The sequence below is a fragment of the uncultured Thiohalocapsa sp. genome, assembly GCF_913063425.1.
Classification (GTDB): Bacteria; Pseudomonadota; Gammaproteobacteria; order Chromatiales; family Chromatiaceae; genus Thiohalocapsa.
Window position 1 is genome coordinate 106,141 of the sequence record NZ_CAJXYK010000003.1, and the last position, 13,024, is coordinate 119,164.

11 protein-coding genes and 1 pseudogene are annotated in these 13,024 nt (G+C 63.6%); 1 reads left to right on the plus strand and 11 read right to left on the minus strand.

Translation table 11 applies throughout. The features are described 5' to 3' along the window. Positions 1 to 135 precede the first annotated feature (135 nt). The 11 genes from QZ607_RS02310 to QZ607_RS02360 all read right to left on the minus strand — a co-directional run bounded on the left by QZ607_RS02310 (position 136) and on the right by QZ607_RS02360 (position 12,537). Positions 136 to 825, minus strand: a complete 690-nt coding sequence (locus tag QZ607_RS02310; protein WP_295879199.1) for an HNH endonuclease — start codon at positions 823 to 825, stop codon at positions 136 to 138. Continuing rightward, entirely contained in the window at positions 822 to 2,225 is a 1,404-nt protein-coding gene (locus QZ607_RS02315) for an AAA family ATPase (protein ID WP_295879201.1), read from the minus strand. Before QZ607_RS02315 ends, QZ607_RS02310 begins: the two co-directional genes overlap by 4 nt. Then, on the minus strand, positions 2,222 to 3,121 hold the full coding sequence (locus QZ607_RS02320) for a hypothetical protein (protein WP_295879204.1): 900 nt from the start codon (positions 3,119 to 3,121) through the stop codon (positions 2,222 to 2,224). The genes QZ607_RS02315 and QZ607_RS02320 overlap by 4 nt, the downstream gene beginning before the upstream one ends. Next, positions 3,118 to 4,824 (minus strand): AAA family ATPase, encoded by a 1,707-nt coding sequence (locus tag QZ607_RS02325; RefSeq protein ID WP_295879207.1) that lies wholly within the window; start codon positions 4,822 to 4,824, stop codon positions 3,118 to 3,120. Before QZ607_RS02325 ends, QZ607_RS02320 begins: the two co-directional genes overlap by 4 nt. Beyond that, the gene (locus tag QZ607_RS02330) at positions 4,824 to 6,752 is read right to left on the minus strand and encodes a restriction endonuclease subunit S (protein ID WP_295879209.1); all 1,929 of its coding nucleotides are present in this window, start codon (positions 6,750 to 6,752) and stop codon (positions 4,824 to 4,826) included. The genes QZ607_RS02325 and QZ607_RS02330 overlap by 1 nt, the downstream gene beginning before the upstream one ends. Then, a complete protein-coding gene (locus QZ607_RS02335) occupies positions 6,749 to 8,509 on the minus strand; it encodes an N-6 DNA methylase (protein ID WP_295879213.1) in 1,761 nt (586 codons plus the stop codon). Before QZ607_RS02335 ends, QZ607_RS02330 begins: the two co-directional genes overlap by 4 nt. Beyond that, a complete protein-coding gene (locus QZ607_RS02340) occupies positions 8,506 to 8,949 on the minus strand; it encodes a PIN domain-containing protein (RefSeq protein WP_295879215.1) in 444 nt (147 codons plus the stop codon). Before QZ607_RS02340 ends, QZ607_RS02335 begins: the two co-directional genes overlap by 4 nt. Before the next feature lie 65 nt (positions 8,950 to 9,014). Further along, positions 9,015 to 9,287, minus strand: a complete 273-nt coding sequence (locus tag QZ607_RS02345; protein WP_295879218.1) for a type II toxin-antitoxin system Phd/YefM family antitoxin — start codon at positions 9,285 to 9,287, stop codon at positions 9,015 to 9,017. An 86-nt stretch (positions 9,288 to 9,373) separates the two neighbouring features. Further along, complete coding sequence (gene hsdR / locus QZ607_RS02350) at positions 9,374 to 11,836, minus strand: EcoAI/FtnUII family type I restriction enzme subunit R (RefSeq protein ID WP_295879220.1); 2,463 nt, start codon at positions 11,834 to 11,836, stop codon at positions 9,374 to 9,376. Positions 11,837 to 12,004: 168 nt separating this feature from the next. Beyond that, entirely contained in the window at positions 12,005 to 12,265 is a 261-nt protein-coding gene (locus tag QZ607_RS02355; RefSeq protein ID WP_295879221.1) for a YgiT-type zinc finger protein, read from the minus strand. Positions 12,266 to 12,282: 17 nt separating this feature from the next. After that, on the minus strand, positions 12,283 to 12,537 hold the full coding sequence (locus QZ607_RS02360; protein ID WP_295879223.1) for a hypothetical protein: 255 nt from the start codon (positions 12,535 to 12,537) through the stop codon (positions 12,283 to 12,285). Positions 12,538 to 12,733: 196 nt separating this feature from the next. Here QZ607_RS02360 and QZ607_RS02365 point away from each other — a divergent pair. Further along, positions 12,734 to 12,994: pseudogene (locus tag QZ607_RS02365) on the plus strand (type II toxin-antitoxin system Phd/YefM family antitoxin); the annotation flags it as partial. Positions 12,995 to 13,024: the final 30 nt, after the last annotated feature.

Here is a 13,024-nt window from a genome sequence, read left to right on the forward strand (position 1 = left end):
GGACTGTGGGAGCGGCGTCTCCGCCGCCACGGCGGCGTCCGCACACCGGCCTCGGCCGGCCAAGAAAGCCTGCGCGCGTGTATCCAACGGGACTGAGCGCCGCCGTTCGATCGGAGTCTGCCGCACCGCTGAGTCCTACAGTACGCCCCCGGCCCGATTCACAGGCTGGCCCAAGTCGTCGAAGCTGCCCTTCGATGTACCGGGAAAGGCATCCAGGAGTGCGAGCCTGACCTCGGGGTAGGCATCGAACACCGTCAGCCACACCGAGGGAAACCCGTAGCCCAGCGCCGCGGTGACGATCAGCGATAAGGCGGCCTGTGAGCGCTCGAGCGCCTCGTACGACCCCAAGGTCTCCTCGGCGATCTCCCAGATCTCTTCGCGTTGCTGCCAACGCTTGTCTTTGTCTGTCGGCGGTGGCCAACCGCGTGCGGCGTGCCGATCGAGCCCGACCAGATCAAGCAGCATCCTGACCCGTGCTCGAAGGTCCGGGTCGTCGATCCCGTCGGAGGTGGAGACGAAGCCGCCCCGGGCATAGGTCAGCGCGAGCAGCGTGTTGTCCCGGTCCGGCCACAGCGTCTCATCATCGCTCAAGTCCTTGTTCGACTTCGTAGAATTGCAGTTGGTGCAGCCCAGCAGGAAATTGTCCCAGTCCAGCTCCTGGTCCGGATGGAGGTGCTTGGGCGTCATGTGCTCGACCGCCAGGCTCACCGGGAGCCGGCGCTCACAATAGCTGCAATAGCGCCCGAGTCGGTCAACCAAGTCGTCGATGGCATCGCCGTACTCGGCATAAACACGCGGCGCCGGCCCGCGCTCGATGGGCCTCATTCCTTGCCCTCCTTCTCCGCGGCCATGGCCTGAAGCTTCAGAAATGCGCTGAGCCCGGGGTTGTCGGAGTAGCGTTCTACAGCGGTGCGATAGTCCCGTTCCGCGTTCCGGAAATCCTCGGAGCTCATGTCACCAGCCCGTTCCAGCAGATCGAAATAGCGCCCCGTTGCCCGGGCAAGCTCCTGCGCCCGCCGGCTCTTCTGCGGCACGGGGACGTGCTGCACATCCTCGGCGATGTCCTCGATGGATTGATTGGCGTACTCCACCAGCACCGGGCCGGATGCGTCCAGGGTGCGCAGCTCGCCGGGCTGCAAGGACTGGATCACGAACGGGGAATGCGACGTGCAGACGAACTGCATCGCCGGAAAGGTTTCCTTCAGGTCGCCCACCACGCGCCGCTGCCAGATGGGATGCAGGTGGGTGTCCAGCTCATCAATGAGGATCAGACCGGGCGTGCGGCGCAGCACGTCCGGCAGGTCCTCCCCATCCGTGTCCAGCTCATCCTCCGGCAGCAGATAGGCGTTCTGCGTCACCGCCTTGATGGCGATGTCCGCGATCAGCGCCACCATCATCTTCTGTCCCGCGCTGAGGTTCGAGAACGGGCACGCCTCGCCGCTCATCGACAACACAATGTCCGAGCGGTCGCCGTCGAACCAGAGCGCATCCGCCTCCGGCACACAGCGCAGGATGGCGAGCCGCACGGCATCGAAGCCGGGCCGCCAGCGGCCCTTGCGGTTGCCGGCGGCGATGGCCTCGCGCTGGAACCACTGCACCAAGTCGCCAATGCGAATCCGCTCTTCGAAGCAATCATAGAAGGCGTCCCAGCGCCGGGCCGGACCAGACGGAGCGCCCTTCTCGACACGCGCCCGGGACGGCAGCCACGCGCGCCCCGCGCCGTAATAGGCCAGCACCGGGCACAGCACCCCGGCGCCGTCGGCACCGACCTCGAAGACCTCCTGGATCAACGCGGTCGCCTTCCCGGCCTGCTTGCTGGATGTCTTGACTCCACCCTTCGGAATCCCGCGCGTCCACTGAAGCGGCTCGCCGGCAATCTCACCGATGGCGTGCACCAACACTGGCTTCCGCTCGACGAACTGAGTCCGGTCGCCGGCGACCACCGGCTCCAACCGAATCTCGCTCGGCAGGATACCGCGGCGACTGCCGGAGAGGCTCCGGTCAGGAGGGGTTACCAGCCAAATGCTCGCGGCCACCGCGAGCGCGTCCAGAACCGACGTCTTGCCCGCGCCGTTGTCCCCGACCAGCAACGTGAAGCGGGGGTCGAGATCCAGGCGAAGCTCCTCGAAGCGCTTGAAGTTCTGGACATTGAGCCGGTCGATTCGCATGGGATCGTACCTCGCGGCTTTAGACGTGGTAAGCGAAACGCCGACCCGCAGGGTCATGAGGCGAGTCTCAGCAACTGTTTGTCGTTCCGAAAGCTCAGGCACCAGCGTACGACTGACGACAAGGGCTCCTCCGCGCTCGCCAAGCGCTTGATCGTACGAATACGGTTTTTTAAGCGCTCTTTCGCCGCAGGGTTGCAGCCTGAGGCGCAGCGCTGCTTGTCTCGATAGTAGCCGTCGATCTCGCGTACGACTTCCTGCCACTTTGCCCGACGTGCCTCGGTCAGCGCCTCATGCTCGTTCAGCTTCAACCGGTGGATCGATACATCCACCCGCCGGATTTCCCAAGCGTCGTCCACGTGCGGCGCCACGATCGCCTTGCCTTCCTCGTCAAACGCAAGCAGTTCCACGTCCACTGGGTCTGTCGGATCCAACAAGTAGGGGGCTTCGGATTCTTCGCACTGGTTCGCAAAGCAAGAACGCATTGAACCCTCCCGCAACGGAAACCACCCGCCCTTCTTACTGTTTCCGACGCTGCCGCAGATTCGGTAGTTGCTGTAGTCGAAGGCCAGCCACCAGTAGCCGTCGCGAGTATTGCCATCTAGGTCCTTGGCCTCGGATTTAGGTCGAAAGTGCTCGACGTGGTAGTCAGAGTAGATATCCTTGGACTCGGAGAACCAGCACTTGCCGTGCGACAGCGCAAGCAGCCAGGGTTTCAGCTTGCCCCAGTGGTTGCTCTTCTTCCGCATAAAGTCGTTGCGCGCCTTCAGCTTCTCCCTTGCAGACTCCTCGTCTCCAGATCGCCGCAAAGCATCGGCCTCTTCGGTCATCAACTTCACCTGCGCCAAAAAAGTCGCGGAGCGCTGCAGCCAGGCGTCCCATTCCTCCTGACTCCAAGGCTCCCAGCCCGGAAATGCATCCGTCGGTCGCTTGTTATCAAACTCGATCCACCTCATTTGCCAGCGTCCTCCGCCAAGACCTCTCTGATAATGCGCTCCGCGATGGCCTCTTGGTCCGCCATCTGCTCCGGCGTCAGCGTGGGCTGGTGGAACCGTGTGTGCTGGGCCATCTTGCGGACGAACAAGGCGTAGTACGGTTCCTTGAAGTCCTGGGCGAAGCCGAGCTCAGAGAGCTCATCGCTGAGACGTTGCATCTCGGCAGTTTCCTCGGCGGTGCGCTCTTCTCCCCTGGCGAACAGCAGATTGCGCCGGTCCAGCCGGCGCAGCGTCTCCGTGTCTACGGTTGAGCGCAGGCCGAACAGCTCGCTCTTCAGCAGCCCGGCGACACCCATGCCCCTGGGGTCCACGATGGGCTGGTCCACCTCGATTACGCCGCGCGACCCTTGACGCAGGATGTGCACCTGCTCCCGGCGCAGGCTGCCGATCATCATCGGGTCGTGGGTGGTGACGATGATCTGCGAGTCGCCCTTCAGTGGGCCGTCGGACTGTTCCCGCAGGACCTGCTCGACGCGCTCGAAGTAGCGCAGCTTCCAAAGCGGGTTCAGGTGGGTGTCCGGCTCGTCGAGCAGAAACAGGCATTGGTCCCAGTCGCTGCCGTGGATCAGGCGCATCAGGCCGAGCACGGTCAGCAGTTGCAGCTCGCCCTCGGAGAGCTGGTCGAAGGTCATCAGCCCGTCCGCTTGTTGGTGACGCACATAGAGGTGCAGGTCCTCCAGCAGGTCGGCGATGTAGGCGCCCTCCAGGAAGCGGAAGAAGCGGTAGGAGTCGCCGACGTGGTTCTTTAGCTCGGTGAGCTTGTCCCGAGAGTCCACGAACAGGTACAGCAGCGCCTGCTCCTCCACCCGGCCGCGGAAGTCGATGGTTTGCTCCGCGGTATGGTCGATAGGGGCGACCGCGAGCTCCCATAGCTTCTCCAGCAGCTCTTCCGTGAAGCGAGTGCGGTCGTACCAGAAGCGCGGGCTGCCCTGACGGATGTCCTCGCGGGTCAGCTTCTCAGCGGTCAAGCGCCAGGGCTGCTTGAGCACGAAAAGGGCCGAGTCCAGGTCGACGATGCGCAGATCGTCCAGAATCTCCTTCAGCGGCTGCTCCGGTGCCAGCAGCAGGGAGAGCAGCACGAGTTTGGCGTGGGGATGGCGGCAGTAAAACAGGCGCCGGACCAGGGCATCGGCGGCCGAGGTGTCGTCGAAGCCTGTGGCATCGTCGCAGTGCGCGTCGACCTCGTTCAGATTGTTGATGAACGCCTGTTGGTGCTCCCGGAACAGGGCCTCCAGGCGCTCGTTCTTCCCGGAGTAGTAGGTGAAGACGTTGGACGGTAGGTAGCGCCGTGCTTTGCCTCGCTCCATCCGGCCCGTCTCCGGATGCTCGCGGCGTATATCGCTCAGCTCGAAGGGGTCGGTCGCCACGCCGTCGATCTGCACCCGCGGCGGCTCGCCGGCGGTCGCCCGGATGGCGACCGAATAGCCGCGGATTTCGTAGTCCAGCTCGTAGTCGAAGCCCGGCGGCTGGTTCAGGTCCAGATCGCGAAAGATCGTGACCAGGGCCTCCAGCAGGTTGGACTTGCCGGAGCCGTTCGGCCCGATGATGGCGTGGCTTTGCAGCCGCAGGTCCCGGCCCTCGGCATCCCGCGCCGACGCCGAGAAGCGGACCTCCAAGTCTCGGAGGTTGCGGAAGGCGCGCAGCTTGAGACGTTGCAGGTGCATCAGTCCTCCTTGATCTCGCGCACTCGGGCCGGCTCCGGCTCGATGATCCAGCCGGCGGCTTTCTCCGTCTTGAGCTGTTGGTAGAACGTCTCTATCGGGAGGCCGGAGCGTTGCCATAGCGCCTTGGCCGATAGCGGGCCGTCTGCCTCAGCCAGCAGGATGGCCAGTGGCTGGTCGGTGCCCGGCCGCGCATCCCTGGCTTCGACCTCCAAGCGTGTGATCAGCTCGGTCTTTGGGGCTTTCATAGGCTTGGCGTCCTCGCTGGTGGTGCCGGTGATGGCGGCGACGAACGCTTGCGCGAGTTGCGTCCCAAGCTTCCGTCGCCTTAGTTGCTGGTTCTCGAAGTAAGCGATGGTATTGAGAACCGCGTCAATCGTTTCAACGATACGTACTTGTTCGTTGTACGGCGGTAGGGGCAGAGAAAGCTCAGCAACAGATTTTGTATTGAAATGGGTCAGAGCGATACCGACCTTTCCCGCTGCGATGTGCGTGCTCGCCACCGAGTTTAAGTAGTAGCAGAGAAATTCTGGCACCACAGCAATTGGATTTTTGATCACAACCAAATCAGAACAGTTCGCTTCTTTGACTGCCTTTGGGATCACGCAGCTTACCCCAACGCTGCCTGACCTAGTTACTACGACGTCGTTCGGCGCGAGCGCAGACTTCGCAATGGAGTCATGAAATTCCTTAGAAATAAAGACCATCCCCGTCGCGTCGAAACGATTCCGGCGTACGTTTTGGGACCTCAGGAATGGTATCCCCTCCGTTCGATAGTGCTGAACCATCGAACCTACGAAACCGACCGTAACACGCTCGACAACATCTGCGACCCTTACCCAGGTCCAGCTCGACGGCAGGGCAAAGATCGCTCTTGCTCTCGCAAGCTTGCGCTGCCACTGCGGGCGCCTTCGCTTGCTGGCTGCAAGCAAGTTTTCTTGTTCGGAGGCAGCGTTCGCAAGCATCTCTGCGACGCTCTGATCTTCAGGGAGTCTTTGCGAGATCAAACCTTTGAATGCCGCGAGGAGCAGGGCGTTTCGGATCGAATCTCCGGAAACGGGAGGCACAGATAACTGCAACAAATTTTGATGTGTAGAAGCTTCAGAGAATTGGGCTTCACGAGCATTGGAAAGCGAGAAGTATCGCGTTTCAAGCTTTTGCTTCTGTGCATCCAGCTTGTCGCACAGCGCCATCAGCGCATCCACTTTGGCGACGATGCGTTTTTGCTCTGCAACAGGTGCAAGCGGGAACGGAATGGACGACAGCGCCTTGCCTGACAGATTTGAGATTCCTACGCCTTTGCGATACTTATTGATTTCTTGTGTCGCGTCCAGCTTCTGTAAGTAACGAAAGGCATAGTAGGGATCGATACCACCCAGCAGGCGCGCACGATGGATGTGGTTCTGAAAACAGATCTCCTCGTCGGAATCCCAGACGGCGGCCCTGCCAGCCTCGCCGCCCTCGCAAATCAGAAGATCACCCCGGCGAGCTGTGCAACGATCTAGCTCGTCGTCGCGGATCAACATTTCTCTAACGTCGTTGAGATCGAATCGTCCCCAATAGAGGTTGGATGTGGTGATGTACTTCCGCGGACGACCAGAATTGCGGCCCTTGTCCAGAGTCTTGCCGGCATTGTGACGGGCAATGCTGCCGAAGGCGACCCACTGCCAGGTTTCGGGTATTGGGTATGGTATGTCCGTGGCCCTTAGATCGCTCTGCTGTTTTGGCGGCCTCCTTCGTACATTTCTGTGTGCTGCCCGCCTCTCCTGTTCCATTTGGCGAATGACCTGCTGAGCTGAAGTGTCGTTGGCGTTCTGCGGGACGAGCTCACCTCTCATCGCAAGACTCAAGACCAGCTCGCGAAGCTTCGTGACGCCGTTCGGTGCCTCCGCCACATACCGAAAGTTCTCCAAGAACTCCGAAACCTTCACGACCCGGCTTCCTCCGCCTCGATCCGATGTGCCAGCGCCTCGGCCAACTCGTCGCGTAGCTGGTTCTCGGTCTGCTCGATCTCGGCCAGGAGCTGTTTGTATTTGGCCAGCAGGACGTCCGGGTCGTGGCTCTCTTCCTCCGGGGCGTTGTGGTTCTTGCGGTCCAGGTTGTAGATGGGCCAGTAGTGGCGGTCGCCGGCGGCTTGGGCCTCCTTGGCCTGTTGGCGCAGGGTCTCGATGCGTTGGGTCAGTTCGGCGAGCTGGTCCTCGACGGGCCGGCATTCGTGGGCGTCCTTTTCGCCGCGGATGGAGGCGCGCAGGGTCTTGGCCTGCTCGTTGAGGTCGTTGGCCTCGACGTTGAGCCGGTCGGCCTCGTCCCAGTGGGGCTGCGCCTTCGCGATTGCTTCGGCCTTTAGCGTTTTGAAGTCGACGCGCCAGGCCTGCTCGGTCTCAACGCGGCTGGCGAAGCCGTCGGTCTCGCTGCCCCACCAGTCCTGAATGGGTTTCAGCTCCTCGATGCGCAGGGGCTTGGTCTTCGAGTAGCTCTTGACGCCCTCGGGGTAGCGGTGCTCGTAGAACCAGATGCTGTCGGTCGGGCGGCCGCGGGTGAAGAAGAGCAGGTTGGTCTTGATGCCGGTGTAGGGGTTGAAAACGCCGTTGGGCAGGCGGACGACGGTATGCAGGTGGCATTTCTCCAGCAGGTCTTCCTTGATCTTGGCCTTGATGCCCTCGCCGAACAGGAACCCGTCGGGCAGCACGACGGCAGCCCGACCGCCATCTTCCTTGAGCAACTTGTTCACGATAAGGGTCATGAACATGTCCGCGGTCTCGCGGGTCTGGAGCAGGTAGTCTCCGCCGACGGTGTCGTCCTCCATGCCCCCGAAGGGCGGGTTCGTAATGACACAGTCGGCCCGGTCGCGCTTGGTCCAGCCGTTCCAGGGTTGGCCCAGGGTGTTGCGGTGCTCGACCATGCTCGGCACTTCGATGCCATGCAACATCAGGTTGGTGATGCAGAGCAGGTGCGGGAGCTGCTTCTTTTCTATGCCGCGGATCGATTGGGCGATGGCGCGCTTGTCGTCGGGGCCGGAGCGCTCGTCGAGCTGGGCGTTGAAGTGGGCGATCGCGGCGGTGAGGAAGCCGCCGGTGCCGCAGGCGGGGTCGAGCACGGTCTCGCACCCCTGTCCTTTGGAGCCCAGCCTCGGGTTGACCTGGGCCACCATGAACTCGGTAACGGCGCGCGGGGTGTAGAACTCGCCGGCGTTGCCGGCGCTGCGCAGGTCGTTCAGGATCTGTTCGTAGACGTCGCCGAGCTGGCCGCGGGCCTTCAGATCATGGAAGTCGATGGCCTCTTCCAGCTTCTCGATGACGCCCAGCATCAGGGTGCCGGACTTCATGAAGTTGTTGGCATCGACGAAGACCTCGCGCACCACCTTCGCCGCCGGGTTGCCGTTCAGCGGCAGTTCCTTGAGCTGCGGAAAGACGGTGTTGTTGACGTGGGCGATGATGTCAGTCGCCGGGGTTTGTGGCGCGCCGTCCTTGTACGCGGCCCAGTTGCGCCAGCGGCAGTCCTCCGGCAGCGCGGAGCGGTAGCTGCGGCCTTGGTCGCGGGCGTCGTCCGCCCAGCCGTCCTCGGCCTGGTCGAAGATCTTGAGGAACAGCATCCAGGAGAGCTGGCCGATGCGCTGGGCGTCGCCGTCGACGCCGTCGTCCTTGCGCATGATGTCCTGGATGGATTTGACGGTGGTGCTGAGGTTCATGGTTTTGGGCTCGCGCTGTCGGTTCCGGAGTCGGGCTGCACGAAGGGCAGGACTTCCAGGCCGGGGACGCGGCCGAAGTCGTCGGCGTCGGTGGTGAGCAACGCGTAACCGCTGGCGAGGGCGGTGGCGGCGATGTAGGCGTCGTTGGCGCCCAGGGTCTGGCCTTGCTCGCGCAGCGTCGCGACCAGTTCCGCGTGGACGCGTGCGACCTCCAGGGTGATGTCCAGAATGGGCAAGGCGGCGAGCACGGCTCCCACGGACGCCAAGCGGCGGATTCGGCGGCTGTCAGGGCTTGCGCGATGCACGCCGACGAGCAGCTCCGAGGCACTGACGACGCTGATGGCCGCATCGCCGTAGCTTGTCCACGGCGAAAAATCCAGCTGGATGTCGGCGCAGCGCTCGACGCGGATCAGCACGCCGGTGTCGATGAGCAGGCCCACGATCGATTTCCGGTTGGTGATGGTGTTTGGCGGGCAACCAGGCGCTTGGGATCGACCACCGCGGGTCAGTCGTCCCAGGGGTCCCGATCCGGGATGATCGCGGCCTGCGCGTCGGTGATGTCGCGCTCGAATGCCTCCGCGTCCTCGCCCAGCTTCGGGAGACGGGCGAAGATGGCGTTCAGCTCGGAGACCTTGACGCGCTCCGGTGGCCCGGCGGGCACGAGACGGGCGATGCGCCGGCCGCCCCGCGTCAGCTCGAAGCTGGCGCCCTGGTAGGCGACCCGATTGAGCAGATCCGAGAGTTGCCGGGCAGCCTGCGTGACGTTGACTTGCTCCATTGGGATACTCGCTATCCAAGGTGCGAAAAATCAGATAATCAGGGATTCGGTGTCTCGGTGTAAAGCGTCGGGCGCGGCGTCGAGCATCATGCGCTGTCCTGGTAGAGCTGCTGTTCCAGCTCGGTGAGGGCCTTGGAGAACTTCTCCGAGCCCCCGAAGACGGCGCGGCGGATCCGGGTCTTGCCGCCCAGCTGGTCGAAAGGTGGGAGCTCCAGCACCTTCGGGTCTTCAATGCCGCCGATACCGTGGTCTGCATACTTCTCCAGCAATGCCTCCAGCACGGCCCTGGCCTGGTCGCCGTACTTGCCGAAGTAGTTGCGCTTGCGCACCTGCTCCGCGCGCTCCCTGCGGCTCAGCGGCGGCTGGTCGAAGGCGACATGGGCGATGAGGTCGAAGGCGTCCAGCTCGTCGCCGTCGGGCACGGCCTGCACAAGGACCTCCAGCGGGAGGCCCTGGTCGCGCAGCGCTTCGAGGATGGCCTGCTTGCGCTCGGCCCCGGTCCAACGGCGCAGGAAATCGCCGAGGGAGCTGAACTGGCCGCGCAGGGTCTGGCGGATCTGGTCCTTGAGCAGAACGCGGTAGTCCTCGGTGACCAGCCTGCCCTGCGCATCGAGATACTGCGAGCGCTCGATGGCGGTGCGGACCTCGACATCGTCGATGGTGTAGCGGGGCCGGCCCGCTTCCGGGTCCCGGGTGCCGCCTGGCGGGTCCGTTCGCTGCGGGTAGTCATCGTCATCGGCCGGCGCTGCGTCCGTGTCGGCGATATTCGCGGGCTGCGGGTCGGCGCCCTCGCGCTCGTCGGTCGGAATGATGGACTCGTTCGGCGCCGGCTCGTGTACCGTGACCGGCTCGCCGTCGAACTCCGGGTCCTGGAACAACCGCGTGGCCCCCTTGAAGTCCATGATGGTGAAGTAGAGCTTGTTGTAGTCCTCCCGGATGCGGGTGCCGCGGCCCAGGATCTGCTTGAACTGGGTCATGGAGTTGATGGTCTGGTCCAGCACGATGAGCTTGCAGGTCTTGGCGTCGACGCCGGTGGAGAGCAGGCGGGACGTGGTGGCGATAACCGGATAGGGCTCGTCATTGTCAATGAAGTAGGCCAGCAGGGCCTTGCCGTCCTTGTCGTCGCCGGTGATGCGCACGACGTAGCGGCGGTTTGCAGCGGCCTCCGGGATCAGGTTGACCAAGGCTTGGCGCATGCGTTCCGCGTGCGGCTGGTCGTCGCAGAAGACGATGGTCTTGGCCATGGGGTCGATGGCCTGGAGGTATTCCCAGACCCGCCTGGCGACCAGCTCGGTGCGCTTGGTGAGGATCAGCGTACGATCGAAGTCCTTGGCGTTGTACTGACGCTGCTCGACGAGCTGGCCGTCTTTGTCGACTTTATCGCGCTCGGGGGTGTAGCCCAGCGCATCGACATCGCTGACCACGCGGATGACCTTGTACGGTGCCAGAAAGCCGTCCTCGATGCCCTGTTTGAGCGAGTAGGTGTAGATTGGGTTGCCGAAGTACTTGAGGTTGTACTCGGGGTCCGGGATGGTCGTTGCGCCTCGGGCGGGTCGCTTCTCTTTCGGTGTCGCGGTGAGGCCCAGGTGAATCGCCCCGCTGAAGTAATCCAGCACTTCGCGCCAGGCGGAGTCCTCGCTCGCGCTGCCGCGGTGGCACTCGTCGATGACGACAAGATCGAAGAAGGCCGCCGGGAACTGGCGGTAGATCTGCTTCCACTCCTCTGCGCCCGTCACCGCCTGGTACAGGCAGAGGTAGATCTCGTAGTTCTTCTTGGCCTCGCGGTTGGTGATCTTGTGCATCACCTCGCCGAACGGCGCGAAGTCCTGCTGGATGGTCTGGTCGATCAGGATGTTGCGGTCGGCCAGGAACAGCACCCGCTTGACCCGCTTGGCCTTCCACAAGCGCCAGATGATCTGAAAGGCGGTGTAGGTCTTGCCGGTGCCCGTGGCCATCACCAGCAGCAAGCGCAGCCGGCCGCGGGCGATGGCCGCGATGGTGCGGTCGATGGCGACGCGCTGGTAGTAGCGGGGCTCTTTGCCGCTGCCGTCGGTGTGATACGGCTGGGCGACCAGTGCACGCTGATCTTCTGACTCGATCCCCTTCCAGCGCAGGTAGATGGCCCAGAGCTCGTCGAGGCTCGGAAAGTCGTCGAGGCCGAGCGCCCGCTCGACCGGCTGCGTTATGCCGCTTCGGTCATGCAGCAGGAAGCCGTCGCCGTTGGAGCTGATGGCGAAGGGCACGTCGAGCCGCTCAGCATAGTCGAGCGCCTGCGGCATGCCGTGCCCCAGGGGTAAGACGTTGCGCTTGACCTCGATGATGGCGATGGGCACGCCGTTCTCGGCGTACAGCACGTAGTCCGCGCGCTTCGGGCCGCCCTTGGCACCGGGGTTCTGGATCCGGTAGGCCAGCTTGCCGCGCACGAGGACTCGGCCGTCCGTAAGCCAGACCTCCTCGCGGAACCAGGCGAGCTTCCAGCCCGCGCGGATCAGCGCTGGCGTGACGAACTTGGTGCAGATATCGCGTTCGCTGAGACCTTTCTTGTCCATGACCCGGTGCACGGCCGCACACGATGCCGAGACGCGACCATACCATGGTTAATCAGGGAAACCCTTATCCGGTTTTCGTGGCCTCGCTGCCACAAAGCCGCGCTCGGGGCTGCGAAGCTCAGTCCATGTAGGCAGCGTCAGGCGGGCGTGCCACGACGTCGCGTGTCCTCAGCGCGAGCCGAGCTCTTCAAACCGCAGGCGGCGGGAGTGCCCGTCGCCGCGCTCGTGATCGAGGATCGCGTTGTGCGCGGACTCGATCGTGTTCAGCGTCGCGATGTCGAGATACTCCTCCCCGCACTCGGGGCAGCGCAGACAGGGCACGTCCTCGACGATCAGGGCATGGGCGCCGAGCCGATGCAGGTAGCGCACCAGCACGGCATCGAGACGCTTCGTGGCGCAGTGCAGGCAGTTGCGCGCTTGAGGAGGCACGAGGCTTCGCCGAGTGATCACGCCCGTCCCTGCTGCCTCGCCTGATCCAGCATGTGCTGCTTCAGAGGCTTGCGCAGCTTGGCGGGCGCGGGCAGCGCTGCGCTGGCGCGGGTGTCGAGCGCGACCTCGATGAGGGCAATCAGTTCCTGGTCGAGACGCCGATGATGCCGCCGGGCGCGGCGCTTGAGTTGCCGGTGAAGCGCGTCCGGGAGGTTCCTGATCAATACGGAGGCCATGTGCGGGTCGGTCCGGTGGCTTGTCGATGCCGCCATGCTACGACACCGCGCCCGAAGAAGGAGAGCATGCACGCCAGGGGCGGCGTCAAATCGCTCCAGTGCAGGGTAAGACCCTCCTGGGGCAGGGGCTCCCGGCACCATCAAGAAGTCGACGCCAACGGCGACGAGCACCCACTGCTGTCCAGCACCCGCCTCACGGCCACCGGGCGGGCAACATTGCCAGGATCGCCGGATAAAACGAGACTCACATAACTTAGTTGAAGAAGGTAGCACGACGCAGCGTGTCAATATCCACGAGGCCAAGACGCACCTCTCGCGACTGATCGAGCAGGCGGCTCGCGGTGAGCCCTTTGTCATCGCGAAGGCAGGCAAGCCATTGGTGAAGGTCGTCCATTTGGAGGCACCGGAGCCTGGGCGGGTCCGGCGGCTTGGCTTCCTGCGCGGTGAGATCAGGGTTCCAGACGACTTCGATCGCATGGGTGAACAGGGGATTGCGACGTTGTTCAACAGCGATGCCTGCGAG